The following is an 18,856-nucleotide window of genomic DNA, read 5'->3' as shown; positions in this document are numbered from 1 at the left end:
CACAAAGGGGGACTTCACTATGTCTACGTTTACAGCTGAGCTGGTCGGCACAATGATTCTTATTTTATTTGGTGGCGGCGTTGTAGCTGGTACTGTGCTAAACAAATCGAAAGGCTTTGGTGGTGGATGGATTGTTATTACCTTTGCATGGGGACTTGCTGTTGCAATGGCAGCCTATGCAGTAGGGGGAATTAGCGGTGCTCATCTAAATCCTGCACTAACCATTGCTCTTGCCACGATTGGCAATTTCCCATGGGGAGATGTACCAGCATATATTGCAGCACAAATGATTGGTGCATTTTTAGGAGCAACGCTTGTTTACTTTATGTATTTACCACATTGGCAGGCAACAGCAGATGCAGATACAAAATTAGCGCCATTTTCCACAATGCCAGCTATTAAGCATCCTTTATCAAATCTACTATCTGAAATGATAGGAACATTTATTTTAGTATTAGGCATTTTAGCGTTAGGTACAAATACGATTACAGATGGTTTAAATCCATTTTTAGTTGGTCTGTTAATTATTGTGATTGGGATGGCTTTAGGTGGCCCAACAGGCTATGCGATTAACCCTGCCCGCGATTTGGGTCCACGTATTGCCCATTTTATTTTGCCGATTTCAGGAAAAGGTGATTCTGGTTGGGGATATGCATGGATACCAGTTGTAGGTCCAATTATTGGTGGTACATTTGGTGCATTGTTTTTCCAACAAATATTTGAAGGGAAAAACAGTATAGCATTTTGGATTGTTGCAGTGATTGTTGTTACTATTTTCATAGGGGCACAATTAACTGTCAAGAATGTTCAAGTTGAAGACTAATTTATTTGGAGGGATTTCTATGTCAGAAAAAAAATATATTTTAGCGTTAGACCAAGGCACAACAAGTTCAAGAGCTATTCTATTTGATGAAAAGGGTAAAATTGTACACACTGCCCAACAAGAATTCCAACAACATTTTCCACAAGCAGGCTGGGTAGAGCATCATGCAGAGGAAATTTGGTCATCTATCCTATCTTGTATTGCAACCGTGTTATCAGAAAAAGGTGTGGATTCAAGCCAAATTGCAGGGATTGGGATTACAAACCAACGCGAAACAACCGTAGTGTGGGATAAACATACTGGCAAACCTGTTTATAACGCAATTGTTTGGCAATCACGTCAAACGAATGAAATTTGTGAGCAGTTAAAGGAAAGCGGTTACAATGATTTATTCCGTGATAAAACAGGCTTATTAATCGATGCTTACTTCTCTGGCACAAAAGTGAAGTGGATTTTAGATCATGTTGAGGGAGCACGTGAAAAAGCTGAGGCAGGAGAGTTGCTATTCGGTACAATTGATACATGGCTCATTTGGAAGTTATCGGGTGGGAAAGTACATGTAACAGATTATTCAAATGCTTCTCGTACATTGATGTATAATATCCATGAGTTACAGTGGGATGAAGAACTGTTAGAAATTTTAACTGTTCCTGCTTCTATGCTGCCAGAAGTACGTCCTTCTTCTGAAATTTATGGCTATACAGAGGAGGCTTTATTCTTTGGCTCTGCTGTCCCAATTGCGGGTGCTGCTGGTGACCAACAAGCAGCATTATTCGGTCAGGCATGTTTTGAAGAAGGAATGGTCAAGAACACATATGGCACAGGCTGCTTTATGTTAATGAACACAGGCGAAAAGGCAGTGAAGTCAAATAATGGCTTATTGACAACATTAGCCTGGGGCTTAGATGGTAAAGTAACGTATGCTTTAGAGGGCAGTATTTTTGTAGCAGGCTCAGCGATTCAATGGCTACGTGATGGTTTGCGTATGTTCCGTAATGCGAGTGAATCAGAGCAATATGCGACGCGTGTGGAGTCAACAGATGGAGTTTATGTTGTCCCAGCATTTGTTGGTTTAGGCACACCGTATTGGGATTCTGATGTACGAGGAGCTGTCTTTGGCTTAACACGTGGGACATCGAAGGAACATTTTGTACGTGCGACACTAGAATCATTAGCTTATCAAACAAAGGATGTATTAGCAGCGATGGAAGCAGATGCTAATATTCCGTTAGCAAAATTGCGTGTAGATGGCGGAGCTGTGGCAAATAATTTCTTAATGCAATTCCAAGCAGATTTATTAAATGTCCCTGTTGATCGCCCAGTTATCAATGAAACAACAGCTTTAGGTGCTGCCTATTTAGCAGGCTTAGCAGTTGGCTATTGGCATTCAACAGAGGAGATCGGTAAGTATTGGAATTTAGATCGTCAATTTACACCAAATATGAGTGACGAGCATCGTGACAATATTTATGCAGGCTGGAAAAAGGCTGTTGCCGCAGCGCAAGTATTTAAGTAAGCAAACCATTTGAGAGGCTGGGGTATAACTAGCTTCAATTAATGAGAAATCCGAATTCGGATTTCTCTATTTTTTATGTTGTCTCCAGATAGCTCGTAACGAATGTCCAATGAGTCCTCAAATTTTCGATCATTTGAGCGAGGACTTTCAATGCTAATTCCTTTTCATTTTCTTCTGGTATGATTTCTTTTTCAAGCAGCTCTTCGTATAGCTGTTTTGCCATTTGCATTAGCTATTACTTCTGATAAGTATTTTTGTCTGTTTTTATTTAAGAAAGGTGAAGAAAACGTCCAATTCTTTATAGAGTTGGGCTTTTTTGTTCGTAAGGAATAGAGGATTTAGAGAGAAATCAGAGAATTGTATATAAGTACCATTATATGTAATGACGTTTTATAGGAGTTGTATGAAGATGGTTGTGACAACGAGACCGTTAAAAATTAAGTATAAAAAGTTAGCCAATCCTTTTCAGGAGTTTATGCAGATTAGTCCTAACAATAATGCCCTTACGAAGGAAGTAATCTTTCTACGTTATATTGGTATACCTGATTCTGTAGATCTTTATAAAGAAGATATTTTAAAAATGGATGAGTATTTCACAAAGCAAAGCGTATTTTATTTACGACTACATAGGCTTGAGGTCATCAATAATAAGAAAGATGCAGATAGACTGTCGGAGCTTTGGGGAGATTGGCAGGCTGCTGCTGATAGTATGCAGTTACTGTATGAGACATCTTTATGCGATAAATTAGCGAATGATCAACTTGAATGGACAAAAAAGCTTAGCTTTAAAAAAATTCTCCATCTTTTTAAAGAACATCAGCCGCATGCTAATGACACGTTACTAAAAAACTTTGCAGTTAAATTTTTATATTGGATGGATTATTATTTACCACAAATTTTTTCTAAGGAAAATCAAGCATCCTTTAAAATTGTTTTTATAGGAGACATTACGCAGCATGAATCATTATTCTTATATTTTTTATCGACACTTGGCTGCGATATATGTTATATGAACCCTAAAGGGGATATCACTAATTTGTATCCTATCATAGCAGCATCATCTACTTTGCAGAGTTGTCGTAATTGCTATGAAAAGGAATTCATAATCCCTAAAGTGCTCACGATGAAAAGCATACCATCACAACAACCGACGATTCTCCCAGCCCTTAGTACTAGCATGGTTACTACAGAAGAGTGTAGTTATGAACAGTTGGCTTCTTTAGCGACGTCTGTTGTGATGATAAAGACATTTGGTGCAGATGGTAAGGTGTTATGTTTTGGTTCTGGAGTTGTTCTCCATCGCGATGGCTATATTTTGACGAACTTGCATGTTATAGGTGGTGGGAACTATTATTCAGTGCTATATGAAAATGATCCAAACGAGTATATTACCCATCAATTTGTGAAATATCATGACATGCATGATTTGGCTATTTTGAAGGTAGACAGAACAAGTCTACCTTTGCCCGTTAAAATAGAGGGTCAATTAGTTCGCGGGCAAAAAATTGTGGCGATTGGCAGTCCTTTAGGATTATTTAATTCGGTTTCTGATGGAATTGTTTCAGGCTTTCGAGATCTTCGAAAAATGTCTATGATTCAATTTACGGCTGCTATTTCCAATGGCAGTTCTGGTGGTGCTTTATTGGATATGCATGGACGATTGGTCGGTTTGATAACAGCAGGCTTTGATGATGGTCAGAATCTGAACTTAGCTGTACCAGCTCATTTGATTTATCAATTTGCCCAAAACTTTATTGAAGTATCAGGCTAATTTCCACTATTCAACCATTGCTTTTTTATTCGTAATCTTATAGAATGTAGAACGGTATAAATGAACGATATATAAATCCTTTAATACGGTCCAGAGAGGCTGAAAAGGGCTATGTGATATTTTTAAGCTAATATCTTTGCTTTGTCATGCCCTTTTGTCCTCTGTGACGGAAGGGCTTTTATTATTGTTCCATACTCCTCTTTTAAAGGAAGTCCCGTGAGGCTTCAAAAGAGAATGGACAAGACAGCTATAATCCATTCACTAAAAGAGATCGACAACTAGAAAATTGGAGGCTACAAAGAATGGATTATCGTAAAAAAACCGTGGTCGCTTCAGTGGCAGGGTTAACGCTAGAGGGAATGGACATTATGTTTATTTCTTTTGCTATGACAATGATTATTGCAGAATTTAATATTGATCTTGCAACTGGTGGATTGATTTCATCCATCACAAATATTGGAATGCTGATGGGTGGTATTATTTTTGGTGTGTTGGCCGACAAATATGGTCGCGTAAAAGTGTTTACGTATACCGTCATATTATTTGCCATCGGAACAGCCTTAACAGGCGTAGCAACAAGTATTGAGCAAGTTTATGTTTATAGATTTATCGCTGGCTTAGGAGCTGGTGGGGAATATGGTATTGGTATGGCACTTGTGGCGGAGGCTTGGCCGAAGAATAAACAAGGAAGAGCTTCTTCGTATGTAAGTGTAGGGGCACAGTATGGGGTGATCTTAGCGGCATTACTAAGTGCCATCATTTTACCAACTTTAGGATGGAGAGCTTTATTCTTCGTCGGTTTATTACCAGTCATTTTTGCCTTTATCGTACGTAAAAATCTTGATGAATCACCAGAATGGGTGGCGTCACAGAATAAACAAAACAATAAGCAAGAGAAAGGGAAACTGGCCCAGTTATTTGCTTCACCACGCATCACGATGACGACTCTTTCGCTGATTTTAATGGCTACTGTTCAAATCGCAGGCTATAATGGCCTCATGATCTGGCTACCATCTATGCTACAAAAATCGCAAGGATTATCAGTTTCCAGCTCAGCCTTGTGGACAATTAGTACCGCTGTCGGCATGATTATTGGAATGCTGACATTTGGTAGATTTATGGATCGTTTTGGTGCAAAGCGTACATTCGGTATCTTTTTATTAGCCTCAGCCTGTGCAGTATTCCTTTATTCCTTTGCAACAGGTGCAGTAGCCATATTATTAGGCGGTGCAGTTGTAGGATTTTTCTCTAACGGAATGTTTGCAGGGTATGGTGCATTAATTAGTAGCTTCTATCCAGTCCAAATTCGCAGTACAGCAACAAATACTATTTTTAACTTTGGTCGAGCAATAGGAGGATTTTCACCAATCTTTGTCGGCTATATTTTACAAAGTTACGATATGACAGTCGTTATGATTTACTTAGCAGCATTGTATTGCATTTCCTTTATCGTCATGCTGACACTTCAGGGAACAGGCAAGGGTTTGCAAACGGCTTAATCCTATACATCACGAAAGAACGAATTCCACTTCTTCAAATGGGATTCGTTCTTTTTTTATTAGTTTTTATTTAATTATAATAAACCTTTTGAACGTTTCTCAGCGATTTCAACAAGGCGTTTTGTAATTTCTCCTCCAACGGAACCATTTGCGCGAGAAGATGCTTCTGGCCCAAGCTGAACGCCAAATTCTTGTGCAATTTCATATTTCATTTGATTGACAGCTTCGTGTACGCCAGGTACTAGAAGCTTATTTGAACTACGGTTATTGTTAGCCATTGTTCTCACCTCCTTGAGCTTAGAATGGTTGCTTACCAACTTTTCATACATTTAAAAAGAAGGAAACGCACACGCTAAATGCTAATAACAACAACTTGTGGAAAGCCAGCAATAATCAGCAAACTCTCTGTTATAATTAAGCCTGGCTCTTTACTATAGAAGGTTGATTAAAGGAGGAACAACAGAATGACGAATAATGATATTTTAATTCGTTTACGCTATGCATTCGATATAAAAAATGTAGATATGGTGGAAATTTTTAAGCTAGGTGGTATGAACTATACGAAAGAAGAAGTATTAAATATGCTCATTAAGATTAATGATGAGGAAGAAGCACCAGAAACATACATTAGTTGTAATAATAAAATGTTGGAAGCTTTTTTAAATGGACTCATTACCTTTAAACGTGGGCCACAGAAGCCAAAGGAAGGCCAGGCTGAGGGACCACTACCTGTGTCTGGAAAAGAAAGTCCGAACAATATGCTATTAAAGAAAGTGAAAATTGCCTTATCCTTAACAACTGAGGAGATGCTTGAAATTTTATATGATGGTGGAATTAAGGTGACAAAAGGTGAATTAGGTGCCATTTTAAGAAATCCAAGTCACCGTAATTATAAAGAGTGCGGTGATTCGTTCGTACGTAATTTTTTAAGGGGCTTAACATATAAATATAGAGGGTAACAGACAGATGTTTTAAATCATAAAGTACCATTTTTTTCTTTAAAATTCGTTGACAATTTGTGACGAAAATGTGTACAATAAATTTATTACAAATTGTTCACAAAAAAGATGAAAAATGTTCACAAACAAAGGGGTGCTTGTATGATTTATTTTGACATCTTATTAGTAGCTATTGCATGCGTTACAATGCCTTTTATTGTTGCAGTTATGCTAGATATTTTTTATGCAGAACGAAAAAAAGTTCGTTTTTCATTACGTCGTACTTCATTATGGTATATCGCTATGTTTGCACTATCGTTTATACCATCCGTTTTACTTGTCACACAAAACGTATAATGCAATCAAACACTTAGGGGTAAGTGGAATGAAATAGGCAGCTACAACTCGCATTGAGGTTGTAGCTGTTTTTTTATGTTGATATGACAAAATGATTTTATACCGAAATGGAAAGGTTCAATAAATGACATGGTGAATGAAAACTTCACAATGATGTATTCTCAAGTAAATAAACACTAATTAAAGATGCATTCAATAGTCTAAAATACGCAGTATGATTATTGCTGGTATTATTGTTATTGGGATTAGCCGGATTCCGGGAATGTTAGGGGAAGCTTTCAAGTCAATTTATAACGGGTATCACGATTGTCGTGGTGAGCTTACTTGTACTACCATCACAACATGTCCTTGGTGCAAGCAGTAAAGAAAAATTAAACTATGGAGAGCACGAGGTCATTGAATTTCAATGACCTCGTGTTTTTTATTAGAATGAAAAGCTAGAGTCGAGAATAAAATTGCTAGTACATCAACCTATTTTTTCTAGCAATTATCTTGATAAAGGCGGGGTCTGAATGAAAAATATTTTCTTCATTTTATTAGGGATTGTCTATCTTTTTCTAGCAAATGCAATTGAATTAGCCATCATTAAGCCATTATTTTTTTTAATAGGACTTGCTTTAGTCAGTATTGGTAGCATTCGATATATAAAAGAACGTTATATTGCTGCACAAACTTTGGTACAAATGACGGAAGCTAGTGAAGAAGAGATAATGGCTATTCCTCATACCCAATGTACATTATCCAATGATGCTTTAAATGCTTTATTGTTAAATGAACAGACAAATACGCTTATTTTTGCACGAAGAGAATCGCTAGATGAAGAGTTGACAATAATAGAGATTCCATTTAACAAAATATATGAAGTGGCCATCATGGAAGACGAAGAGTTTATGATTAGAACAAAGAATCACCTTATGAGTGGGTCTTTACTTGGGGAAGCGGATGAAATAGAGGAAGTGGAGGTGGAGGAAGATACCATTTCACAGCTTTCTTTAAAATTAGTGGTGGATCATTTATCAGAGCCAATTCAAGAATATATGTTTATGGATAATGGTGAAGAGCCAATTTCAAAAGAGGAAGAGGACTACAAGGAAGCTATGGAGCTTTGTGAGAAATGGTTTCAAAAGATAAGCGTAATTATCAAACGTCATGAATTGGAAAGAGTTCCGATCAATCATTGGCAATAATCGAAAAAGCTATCTCGAATTAGAAAAATTTGAGATAGCTTTTGTTGTGTAGTTCGTTAAATTTTAAATTGCTGTAGTTGGGTGTTTAGTTCTTCAGCCATTCCTGCGAGTTGATTTGCACTTCTAGCGATTTCATCCATTGTAGCGGCGGTTTCCTCTACAGTTGCTGTTGTTTGTTCAACACCGGCGGCGGATTCCTGTGAAATAGAAGCCATGTCATCTATAGAGACATTAATGGTTTCTGAATTTTGAGCAAGATGATGTAAATTAGTAGAAATGGTCGTAATATTCTCGATCATATCCTCTACTGCATTTGATATTTGATCAAATGTTTCGTTTGTTTGATCGAGCTGTGCGGTTCCTCTTTTAACTTCTTCATAGCCTGATTGTAGGGCAGAAGTGACATTGCCTGTCTCACCTTGAATACGATGGACGATTGTTGAAATATCCGTGACAGAGAATTGCACTTGTTCAGCGAGCTTGCGGACTTCATCTGCGACAACGGCAAAGCCTTTTCCGTGTTCACCCGCTCGTGCTGCTTCAATCGCTGCATTGAGTGCGAGTAAATTTGTTTGATTTGAAATCTCGTCTATAACTGACACAAGCTTGGAAATTTCGGCGGACTGTTCATTCAAACTTTCAACCTTTTTCACGGAATCTAGCATAATGTCATTAATCGCAGCCATTTGTTTAGTCGATTGAACCATTAAGCCTTTACCAGAAACCGTTAAATTTTGGACATGGCTAGAATGTTCTTTTAATTCAATGCCTTCTTGTGTTGTGTCGTGAATACTGCGCTTAAAGGCTGTCATTGTTTCTGCTAAATCACCCGTTGTGGACGCTTGTGTTTCTGTACCTGAAGCAAGCTCTTGCATGGTTACTGTAATTTGCTCTGTCCCTGCTTGTACTTCATTCGATGATTGAGCCAGCTCTTCACTACTTGCGGCCACTGTTTCTGAAACGCTGTAGATGGAATGAATCGTTTGTTTTAATTTATTGTTCATTTCATTAGCAGCAAGCATTAACGTGCCGATTTCATCTCGTGTTTTCACTGCTAATGGCTCCAGTTGCAAATTACCATCTGCTAATTCCTTCATACGATTCGCTACAACTTTAACCGGTCTGGAAATGGTACTAGCAGTGATAATAGCAATTAGAATACCAGCTATAGTTAAAATTAAACTGAAAGCAATCCCGATTGTTCGGTTTTGAGAGCTTGTTGAAACAACATCATTACCAACGGACGTAATCGCATCGGCACGTTCATCCGCAAGTTTCTCATAACCATTGCGTACTTTTGTCACGAGGGCATGTGTATCCATTAAATTTTCTAAAGCTAATTCTTTATTGCCCTTCTCGTAGATATCAAACACCTCAGTGTTGACAAGATTACTCCAATCACGTGCTATTTCTACTAGCAGAGTACGTTCATCTGATGTTTCATATTCGTCTAGAATAGCATTGTTTTCCTCAGCCATTTGACGATATTCATTAAACGTTTCCTTATATTTTTCATCACCAGTCATTACATAGTTTAAAGCTGCTGATAGTCGCACACTCATAGATAATGCTAAATTTTTACTGGCATTCAAAACAACTAGATCTTCCTTTACTAAATCTTTTGCCTGTCTCTCCATATTTGTATTGGAATTGTAAGTATAGGTTGTAAAGCTCACTACTAAAACTAACAAAAAAATAAATGCACTTAAAATTCGAGCTTTAAGTGTTTTAAACTGTAAAATGCCTTTCATTTCCCCATCCCTTTACTATCTCATTGAGAATTTTATTCAATCATAATTATTATTTTATAACTATTTGTGTAGATTAATAAGGCTTTCGGTAAAAATAGTTAAAAATAGTTTTTTAGTACAACCGTATAATGGGTTCTGGGTTGCCTGTAGTTAAATATATATAGATGTCTAACGACTAATGAATATATTTGCGTATAATTCTCCTATATAATAAGAAAAAAGCACCTGTAGCAAAATGCTTCAAGTGCCATGTATTATAAAAGATCTATTGTTTTTGTTTTTTTGCTTGCCGCTCCCATTGCAATAATGAAGGGTATGGATCAAAAGCCCATTCGGTTCTTCCATTAAATTTGTAAATACCATAATGAAGATGAGGAGGGAATTTTCCTGATGTACCTTCTTTCCCATATCCAGAGCTTCCCACATAGCCAAGCACCGTGCCAGGCTCTACAACAGAGCCTACCTCAATGTCCTTATGATAGCTACCAAGGTGGGCATAATAGTGATAGGAGTTATGATTATCACGAATACCAATACGCCAGCCACCAAATTGATTCCAGCCTTTTACCTCAACAATTCCATAGGAGGTAGATAAGACAGGGGTTCCATAACTTGCAAAAATATCGGTTCCTTCATGAATCCGACGTCCACCCCAGCCTCTATTGGCACCCCAAGTACCCCTGTAACTGTAATTCGAGCGAATATTGAGAGGGAAGGTATGTGCATCCAGTTCAATTGTTTTAAAATGTCTGTACAGTGTGGAAATCGTAAAAATTTGATTGACTGCTTCTTCACTTCCATAATATTCCCATAATGCTAATTTAAAATCCTCATCAGTCGTGCCGAATTTTCCTAAATAACTAGCCATTGAAAAAATGACATCCTCATCATCCTTTGGACTAGCGATTCCATCATGATTCCCATCAAGGCCCATACCACCGAAATAGCTAATCGTCTCAGGTGAGGTATCTTCCTTTACAGGATTTAATGCGCCTGACCAATATTCATCAGAAAATTGGATAGCCAAATAGCCTTCTCGTTTAGGGATATCTTTACGAACAGATTGGAGATTTCTTTCATACTGATCGATAGCCGCTAAAAAATGCCAAGGAATGAGTAATTCATCAAATTGTACATAATAGGACATACGCTGTTGTAAAGCTTCTTCTTCTGTTAGCTCCTCTTTTGCAAAAGAGGCAGTAGGGTACAGCATCATTCCTAAAAATAAAAATGTGAAAAGAAAAATAAAATGGCGATGCAATGATGGACCTCCTTTCTAACGTTAGAATAACCGAAATTTTTATCTTCATTCAGTAAGCTTAAACAGCCAATAAATCCGCAATCTTTTTATCCCTAAAAAAGAAATAATAAGAAGAAACGTCGTCAAAGAAAAAGTAATGGGTATCATCATGCGATTAACTTCATACTATGTTATAAATCAAGCCCTGAATGGAGGGAAGGCTATTAACATTTTAGATAAAGTGAAAAACTATCGCGAAGAAGAAAATAGGCTGAAGTGGGAAGGGACATTTGCAGATTATTTAAACATCATTAGGGAAAGACCTGAAGTTGCTCAAACAGCCCATTCACGCGTCTACAATATGATAAAAAGTTCTGGTGTAGAGGAACGCGATGGGCAAAAAATGTACAAATTTTTCGGACAAGAAATTTTTGGGCTTGAAACAGCAATTGAAAGACTGGTGGAGGAATATTTCCATCCAGCAGCGCGCAGGTTAGATGTTAGAAAACGTATTTTATTATTAATGGGACCTGTTAGTGGTGGTAAATCAACAATCGTTACTTTACTGAAGCGTGGATTAGAACAATATTCGCGCACAGATGAGGGTGCGGTTTACGCAATTAAGGGATGTCCTATGCATGAAGATCCATTACATTTAATTCCACATCATTTGCGTAATGAATTTTTTGAAGAGTATGGTATAAGAATTGAAGGAAGTTTATCGCCTTTAAATACGATGCGTCTTGAAAAGGAATACGATGGGCGTATTGAAAACGTGATGATTGAACGTATTACCTTTTCGGAAGATAAACGTGTGGGCATCGGAACATTTACACCATCAGATCCTAAATCACAGGATATTGCTGATTTAACAGGAAGTATTGATTTTTCTACTATTGGTGAGTTTGGTTCAGAATCAGATCCCCGAGCATATCGCTTCGATGGGGAACTCAATAAAGCCAATAGGGGTATGATGGAATTCCAGGAGATGCTGAAACTCGATGAGAAATTCTTGTGGAACTTATTATCTCTAACACAGGAAGGAAATTTCAAAGCGGGGAGATTCGCTTTAATTAGTGCAGATGAATTAATCGTTGCTCATACAAACGAAACGGAGTATCGATCCTTTATTTCGAACAAGAAGAATGAGGCATTACATTCTCGAATTATCGTTATGCCGATACCGTATAACTTAAAAGTTAGTCAGGAAGAGCATATATATCAAAAGATGATAAAAGAGAGTGATATGTCCCACGTCCATATTGCACCGCATGCTTTAAAGGCCGCAGCAATCTTTTCGGTTCTCACTAGATTAGAAGTGCCGAAAAAACAAGGTGTGGATCTGATTAAGAAAATGCGCTTGTACGACGGAGAAAATGTGGAGGGATTTAATTCCGTTGACTTGGAGGAGCTGAAAAAAGAGTTTCCGAGCGAAGGGATGAACGGTATTGATCCACGCTATATCATTAACCGTATTTCTTCTGCTATTATTCGTAAAGAGGTGCCATCGATTAATGCATTAGATGTTTTACGGGCACTGAAGGATGGATTAGATCAGCATGCTTCTATTTCTCAAGAGGATCGCGAAAAATATATGAATTACATTGCGGTTGCACGTAAGGAATATGATGAAATTGCTAAAAATGAAGTACAAAAGGCTTTTGTGTACTCCTATGAAGAATCGGCAAAATCATTGATGAACAATTACCTTGATAATGTAGAGGCATTTTGTAATAAAAATAAGCTATACGATCGACTAACTGGTGAGGAAATGAATCCTGACGAAAAATTAATGCGCTCGATTGAGGAGCAAATTGGTATTTCAGAAAATGCTAAAAAGGCATTTCGTGAGGAAATTCTCATTCGTATTTCTGCTTATGCACGAAAAGGTAAACGATTTGACTACAACTCTCATGAAAGATTGCGAGAAGCGATTCAAAAGAAATTATTTGCGGACTTGAAAGATGTTGTGAAAATTACTACTTCTTCTAAAATGCCAGATGAATCTCAACTGAAGAAAATTAATGAGGTTGTTGCAAGACTAGTTGATGAACATGGCTATAACACAACATCGGCAAATGAGCTGCTGCAATATGTAGGAAGTCTACTCAATCGGTAATTAATTTTCACCTTGATTTGGATTGTTACAAGTCAGATAGGAGTGTCCCAATTTTAGGGCACTCCTTTTACTATCAGGACAAGGGATTAATATAGATGCACAATTCATTTTACGAAAAAAGTTCAAGAATTTGGCTCACAAGCATAGTATAGAAAAAGCGAATTTGATAGATGGGTGAGGATAAAAATGACTGAACACGAAAATAAACGCTTTGTCATCTCTCAGGAAAATTGGTCTCTCCATCGTAAAGGGCACCAGGACCAGCAACGCCATATGGAAAAAGTGAAGGATGCGATTAAAAATAATTTACCCGATTTAGTTAGTGAAGAGAGTATTGTGATGTCTAATGGTCGCGAGGTTATTAAAATACCGATTCGTTCACTTGATGAATATAAAATTCGATATAACTATGATAACTCTAAGCATGTAGGGCAAGGACAAGGGGATAGTAGTGTTGGAGATGTAGTAGCTCGAGATGGCAGTAAAGCAAATCAGGCTCAAGGTAAAGGAAAAGAGGCGGGTGACAAGCCTGGCCAAGATTATTATGAAGCGGAAGTCAGTATTGAGGAAATTCAGAACGTCTTATTTCATGAACTTGAGTTACCTAATTTACAACAAAAAGAAAAAGCAGATATTAAAACCGAAAAAATAGAGTTTAATGATATTCGAAAAAAAGGGCTAATGGGCAATGTTGATAAAAAACGTACGATTTTAAATGCAATAAAGCGCAATGCCATGAAAGGGAAAGCTGAAATTACGCCAATCCATAATGATGATTTACGTTTCAAGACGTGGGATGAGATTGAAAAGCCCGAATCCAAAGCAGTAGTACTTGCCATGATGGATACGAGTGGTTCGATGGGAGCTTTTGAAAAATATTGTGCACGGAGCTTCTTCTTTTGGATGACGAAGTTTTTACGCTCCAAGTATGAAACAGTGGAAATAGAATTTATTGCCCATCATACAGAGGCGAAGGTGGTCACGGAGGAGGAATTTTTCACAAAGGGAGAAAGTGGAGGAACTATTTGTTCGTCAGCTTATAAAAAGGCACTGGAATTGATTGAAGGTAAATATCATCCTTCTCGCTATAATATTTATCCTGTACATTTCTCAGATGGTGAAAATATTTCAATGGATAATGAAAAGTGTTTGAAACTGGTGGGAGAGTTAATGGATGTCTCCAGTATGTTTGGCTATGGTGAGGTGAACCAACATAACCGTTTTTCAACACTTATGTATACTTACAAGAAAATTGATGATCCCAAATTTAGATACCATGTTTTGAGAAAAAAGGGCGATGTATACGATGCCTTAAAGAGCTTTTTCAAAAAAAATGAAGAGTGAGCTCAGCACCACGTTCAAAGGAGGCGGCGTAAAATGGACACGAAAGAGCTTCACCGAGCAATAGATGAAATTACCGAAATTGCCTCAAGCTTTGGCTTAGATTTCTATCCAATGCGTTATGAAATTTGTCCAGCAGATATTATTTATACATTTGGCGCCTATGGTATGCCTACGCGTTTTTCCCATTGGAGCTTTGGAAAACAATTTCATAAAATGAAGCTTCAATATGACTTAGGGCTTAGTCAGATTTATGAGCTTGTGATCAATTCTAATCCATGCTATGCATTTTTATTGGATACCAATACGTTAACTCAAAATAAATTGATTATCGCTCACGTATTAGCACACTGTGATTTCTTTAAAAATAATGTGCGTTTTTCCAATACTAGAAAAGACATGGTAGAGAGCATGACGGCAACGGCCGAACGAATAGCTGGCTATGAAAGAGAATATGGCAAGGATGAGGTTGAGCAGTTTTTAGATGCAGTGTTAGCTATTCAAGAGCATATTGATCCCTCCATTATACGTCCTAAGCTATCTTGGAGTGAGGATGAGGAGCTTGAAGATGAAAAAACACCAGCAAAATCACCATACGATGATTTGTGGAGCATCGAAGAAAAAGAAAAAGTGTATAAACCTATTAGACGAAGATTAAAGCAATTTCCACCAAAGCCAGAAAAGGATATCCTGTTATTCCTAGAGGAGTATAGCCGTGAGTTGGAAGACTGGCAACGAGATATATTAACAATGATGCGGGAGGAAATGCTTTATTTTTGGCCACAATTGGAAACGAAAATAATGAATGAGGGATGGGCTTCCTTCTGGCATCAACGAATCATGCGAGAATTAAAATTAACAACCGCTGAGACAATCGAATTCGCCAAGTTAAATGCAGGGGTTGTCCAGCCGTCCAAAACATCAATTAATCCATATTACCTTGGGATAAAGATTTTTGAGGATATTGAAAATCGCTATAATAACCCTACAGAGGAAATGAAGCGGTTAGGCGTGCAGCCAAACACCGGACGTGAAAAAATCTTTGAGGTAAGAGAGATAGAATCAGATATTTCCTTTATTCGAAACTACCTAACCAAAGATTTGGCAAAGCGAGAAGATTTATATTTGTTCCAAAAGAAAGGGAATGAATATCGTATCACTGATAAAGATCATGAGATGGTACGAGATCAGCTTGTATCGATGCGTGTAAACGGCGGCTTCCCATATATTGTGGTGAAAAATGGCGATTATTTACGTAATGGTGAGCTCTACTTAGTACATGGTTACGAAGGGATGGAGTTAGATCCGCAGTATTTAGAAAATGTATTACCTTATATTTATCAACTATGGGGTCGCCCGGTACATTTAGAAACATACGTGGATAATAAGCCAATGCTCTATTCATATGATGGTACAAAAAATTATAAACGTAATGTCTAATAAAAAACTTCTATCTGTTGACAGCTTGCTCAAACAGATAGAAGTTTTTTAGATCCTACTGCTCACTATCTTCAGTTAACACATCCATGTCCTCTTCATTACTTTCACTATGATTTGAAGATGAATGGATATCGCTATCAATTACTAAGCTATCCCGTACTTTTATTCCTTGCTGGCCACCTGCCTCGTCATTATGATTACCAGCTATACCACTTCTGCCATTTCCATCAGCAAATTGAGAATGAACATTGCGTGTATGACTACCGTTACTAGCATTTTGTCCACCTTGGTTGGCATTTGTACCTACATCATGATTGATTTGACCTCCACCTTCTGCTCGCTGTTCAAAGTGAAAGTCTGTATTTCCTATATTGAATGTAAAATTAATCGTTATATGATTTTTCCCTTGCTTATTAGAGGATTCCCGCTCAGGTTCGTCAGGTCCAAAAAAATTTTTAGAACTAAAACCAGACATTATTTCTCCTCCTTTCGTTTAATATACTATTAACATATTAGCGCTTCGTAAACCCACTTGTACGTGTAGCCATGTTATCTAGAGAAAAGGTAGGAGTGTCCAGAGGTAAACTCAACGATTTTTGCTATCTATCCAATAAATTTGTTAAAATGAATGAGATTTGATTATTTAGTGAATGGGAACGGAGAAGCAACGTTGAGAACATTTAAAAAGGTTTATATAGAAATAACGAGTGTTTGTAATTTAGCATGTAGTTTTTGTCCACCTACAGCTCGTGCAAAAGGACTTATAAAAGTCGAACAATTTAATAAAATATTAGACGAAATTCGCCCACATACCAAATATATTTATTTGCATGTCAAAGGAGAGCCACTTTTACACCCAAGGATCGACCAGCTATTAGATGCCGCCCATGCAAAGGGATTTAAAGTCAATATCACAACAAATGGGACACTTATCAAAAAGAATCGGGAAAAAATATTAGGAAAACCGGCATTACGTCAAATTAATTTCTCATTGCATAGTTTTGATGGGCATGAAGGTTCTGAAAACCGTGAAAAGTATTTGGGGGATATTTTGGATTTTGTGCGGGATGCTAGAGAATATAAGACCATCATTTCCTATCGTTTATGGAATTTACAACAGGATCATGTTTCGGATGTTGCAGCACGTCGAAATCGTGAGACATTAGAAATATTAGAAAACGAGTATAATCTTGATTATCACATTGAAGAAAGAGTAGAGCCTGGTAAAGGGGTAAAAATTGCTCCTCATGTTTATTTGAATCAGGATCATGAATTTAAATGGCCGAGCTTGCTTGAACAAGAGGACGAGGGTAAAGGTTTTTGTCATGCATTGCGTAGTCAAGCAGCTATTCTTGTGGATGGAACAGTTGTACCTTGCTGCTTAGATGGTGAAGGTGTCATTAATTTAGGAAATGTTCATGAGAAATCCTTCTCAGAAATTGTGGAGGGAGAACGTGCCAATAAGATTGTAGATGGCTTCTCACGAAGAGAGGCTGTTGAGGAACTATGCAGAAAATGTGGCTATCGTCAAAAGTTTGGTATGTAGCTATTATTGAAAAGAAGCAGCTCCGATGTGTCATTGACCATTGGAGCTGTTTTTCTTCGATTGGGAATCAATCGTATCTAAAAAATCCTTCGTAATACGAACTACGTATTTTACCTCGTCTAAGTTACGTTCTCTTAATAATGATCGATGAATGTCTAGCATGAGGTTCTTTTCCTCAATATCAGTAACGCCAGATAATTTTTGAAAATTAAAAAGCTCCTCAGGGGTAATATCCAATGCCTTCATAATTGTTTCCAATGTACTAAGGGTAATATTAGATTGTCCATGTTCGATATTGGAAACGCGTCCTTTACTGAAACCTAACTTCCCTGTTCTTTCAGCCACTTCTTCTTGGCTTAGCCCTTTGGATAATCTAATAATACGGAGTTGTTCACCTACTAGCTTTAAAAAATCTGACATATGATTCACCTCTATGTTAAAAGCTAGTGAAAAATAGTGGAAATGACTATACTATTATAGTGGTATAATAGAGAAAATGTACCGTTAAAATGGTACAATGTTTAATGAGAAATCTTTTATTAGACAATAGCCTAAATAAGTTACTAGGTAAAAGGCGTTAGTGAAGGTTGCTTTAAGGGTATAAAATGGGACAGGGGATTGGAGGATCAAACATGGTGAAGCAGTTTTTTATAGAAGAAGTAGCAAAAATCCAAGTGGGTAATAGCATGATGAATGATACAAGTTTTGCGAGAGAAGGCACTCCTTTCATATCCGAAAAAACGCTAATGAAATTAATAATAGAAGATGATTTTAGTCAAGTACCGAGAGTTGATCATACAATGGATTCGCTGACTATGTCACAAGTGCCTGCTAAAAGTATCCTTCTTAACAAAATCAATTTGAAAGAATCCTCAATTTATCAGTGTAAAAAGGCTGTATGTATTGGTCAGGATATTATTGCCATCATCCCTAATGAATCGATAATTGTCAGTGATTATTTATTGCACTTTTTAAAATGGTATCAAGTAAATAATGACGTGTGTAATGTCTATCATTTAATGATTGAATTACCACCGATTGATATTCAACTTCACATAGCACAGCTATTAAACGCTATCCAACATTTATTAGTTAATAAAGATTCTTTAGTAAAGGCGATAGAGGGACTCCCACAGTATTTTAATCATATTTCAAGGCAAGTCAAACAGCATTCAAATGACCTACATTATGGCTTTGAACAGCTCCAACGGCAATATATTGATATGTTACATATATTTTTTAATGGTGATTTTTTGAATGATCATTTTAATGTTAAGTGATTGAACAAAACAAAAATCGGTGCAAGATGGACATTCAATCCTTGCACC

At 37.3% G+C, this 18,856-nt stretch carries 18 protein-coding genes; 12 read left to right on the top strand and 6 right to left on the bottom strand.

What is annotated here, in order from left to right; genetic code table 11:
* Nucleotides 1-19 precede the first annotated feature (19 nt).
* Together MHI04_RS19355 and glpK are read left to right on the top strand one after the other, a co-directional pair.
* On the top strand, nt 20-823 hold the full coding sequence (locus MHI04_RS19355) for an MIP/aquaporin family protein (RefSeq protein WP_036123422.1): 804 nt from the start codon (nt 20-22) through the stop codon (nt 821-823).
* Nucleotides 824-842: 19 nt separating this feature from the next.
* Nucleotides 843-2,339: a glycerol kinase GlpK gene (gene glpK, locus MHI04_RS19350; RefSeq protein WP_330493936.1), complete on the top strand. Its 1,497-nt coding sequence runs from the start codon at nt 843-845 to the stop codon at nt 2,337-2,339.
* Between the two features lie 73 nt (nt 2,340-2,412).
* On the opposite strand, the gene MHI04_RS19345 is transcribed toward glpK, so the two are convergent.
* Nucleotides 2,413-2,568: a hypothetical protein gene (locus tag MHI04_RS19345; RefSeq protein WP_157492969.1), complete on the bottom strand. Its 156-nt coding sequence runs from the start codon at nt 2,566-2,568 to the stop codon at nt 2,413-2,415.
* 180 nt (nt 2,569-2,748) lie between these two features.
* Between MHI04_RS19345 and MHI04_RS19340 the strand changes: the two genes are divergently transcribed.
* Entirely contained in the window at nt 2,749-4,110 is a 1,362-nt protein-coding gene (locus MHI04_RS19340; RefSeq protein WP_058844189.1) for a trypsin-like peptidase domain-containing protein, read from the top strand.
* Between the two features lie 302 nt (nt 4,111-4,412).
* Nucleotides 4,413-5,609: an MFS transporter gene (locus MHI04_RS19335; protein WP_141905453.1), complete on the top strand. Its 1,197-nt coding sequence runs from the start codon at nt 4,413-4,415 to the stop codon at nt 5,607-5,609.
* A gap of 74 nt (nt 5,610-5,683) precedes the next feature.
* Here MHI04_RS19335 and MHI04_RS19330 read toward each other — a convergent pair whose 3' ends face one another.
* Nucleotides 5,684-5,887: an alpha/beta-type small acid-soluble spore protein gene (locus MHI04_RS19330; RefSeq protein WP_004225662.1), complete on the bottom strand. Its 204-nt coding sequence runs from the start codon at nt 5,885-5,887 to the stop codon at nt 5,684-5,686.
* A gap of 186 nt (nt 5,888-6,073) precedes the next feature.
* Here MHI04_RS19330 and MHI04_RS19325 point away from each other — a divergent pair, with 186 nt between their 5' ends.
* The 3 genes from MHI04_RS19325 (at nt 6,074) to MHI04_RS19315 (ending at nt 8,091) form a co-directional block, all read left to right on the top strand.
* Nucleotides 6,074-6,568, top strand: a complete 495-nt coding sequence (locus tag MHI04_RS19325; protein WP_036123415.1) for a DUF1456 family protein — start codon at nt 6,074-6,076, stop codon at nt 6,566-6,568.
* A gap of 141 nt (nt 6,569-6,709) precedes the next feature.
* Complete coding sequence (locus MHI04_RS19320) at nt 6,710-6,904, top strand: hypothetical protein (RefSeq protein WP_036123412.1); 195 nt, start codon at nt 6,710-6,712, stop codon at nt 6,902-6,904.
* A 512-nt stretch (nt 6,905-7,416) separates the two neighbouring features.
* Nucleotides 7,417-8,091, top strand: coding sequence for a hypothetical protein (locus tag MHI04_RS19315; RefSeq protein WP_036123410.1), 675 nt, complete (start codon nt 7,417-7,419; stop codon nt 8,089-8,091).
* A 56-nt stretch (nt 8,092-8,147) separates the two neighbouring features.
* Here the strand turns inward: MHI04_RS19315 and MHI04_RS19310 are convergent, their stop codons facing one another.
* Nucleotides 8,148-9,842 (bottom strand): methyl-accepting chemotaxis protein, encoded by a 1,695-nt coding sequence (locus tag MHI04_RS19310; protein WP_342535106.1) that lies wholly within the window; start codon nt 9,840-9,842, stop codon nt 8,148-8,150.
* Nucleotides 9,843-10,107: 265 nt separating this feature from the next.
* Complete coding sequence (locus tag MHI04_RS19305; protein WP_036123406.1) at nt 10,108-11,103, bottom strand: M23 family metallopeptidase; 996 nt, start codon at nt 11,101-11,103, stop codon at nt 10,108-10,110.
* A 148-nt stretch (nt 11,104-11,251) separates the two neighbouring features.
* Between MHI04_RS19305 and MHI04_RS19300 the strand changes: the two genes are divergently transcribed.
* From MHI04_RS19300 to MHI04_RS19290, 3 genes are all read left to right on the top strand, one after another.
* A complete protein-coding gene (locus tag MHI04_RS19300) occupies nt 11,252-13,201 on the top strand; it encodes a PrkA family serine protein kinase (RefSeq protein WP_271911017.1) in 1,950 nt (649 codons plus the stop codon).
* Nucleotides 13,202-13,387: 186 nt separating this feature from the next.
* Nucleotides 13,388-14,545 carry a sporulation protein YhbH gene (gene yhbH, locus MHI04_RS19295; RefSeq protein WP_036123405.1) on the top strand — a complete coding sequence of 386 codons (1,158 nt, stop codon included), beginning with the start codon at nt 13,388-13,390 and terminating at the stop codon, nt 14,543-14,545.
* A 33-nt stretch (nt 14,546-14,578) separates the two neighbouring features.
* A complete protein-coding gene (locus tag MHI04_RS19290) occupies nt 14,579-15,982 on the top strand; it encodes a SpoVR family protein (protein WP_036123402.1) in 1,404 nt (467 codons plus the stop codon).
* Nucleotides 15,983-16,037: 55 nt separating this feature from the next.
* Here the strand turns inward: MHI04_RS19290 and MHI04_RS19285 are convergent, their stop codons facing one another.
* On the bottom strand, nt 16,038-16,457 hold the full coding sequence (locus MHI04_RS19285) for a hypothetical protein (RefSeq protein WP_036123400.1): 420 nt from the start codon (nt 16,455-16,457) through the stop codon (nt 16,038-16,040).
* A 195-nt stretch (nt 16,458-16,652) separates the two neighbouring features.
* On the opposite strand from MHI04_RS19285, the gene MHI04_RS19280 reads away from it, so the two are divergent.
* Complete coding sequence (locus MHI04_RS19280) at nt 16,653-17,528, top strand: radical SAM/SPASM domain-containing protein (protein WP_058844185.1); 876 nt, start codon at nt 16,653-16,655, stop codon at nt 17,526-17,528.
* 30 nt (nt 17,529-17,558) lie between these two features.
* Here the strand turns inward: MHI04_RS19280 and MHI04_RS19275 are convergent, their stop codons facing one another.
* Entirely contained in the window at nt 17,559-17,948 is a 390-nt protein-coding gene (locus MHI04_RS19275; RefSeq protein ID WP_004225641.1) for a helix-turn-helix transcriptional regulator, read from the bottom strand.
* 212 nt (nt 17,949-18,160) lie between these two features.
* On the opposite strand from MHI04_RS19275, the gene MHI04_RS19270 reads away from it, so the two are divergent.
* Complete coding sequence (locus MHI04_RS19270) at nt 18,161-18,808, top strand: hypothetical protein (RefSeq protein WP_249646128.1); 648 nt, start codon at nt 18,161-18,163, stop codon at nt 18,806-18,808.
* The last annotated feature ends 48 nt before the right edge of the window (nt 18,809-18,856 follow it).

The sequence above is a fragment of the Lysinibacillus sp. FSL K6-1151 genome (assembly GCF_038630755.1).
In the GTDB taxonomy this organism is placed as follows: domain Bacteria; phylum Bacillota; class Bacilli; order Bacillales_A; family Planococcaceae; genus Lysinibacillus; species Lysinibacillus fusiformis_D.
This window is presented reverse-complemented; position numbering and strand designations above follow the sequence as displayed.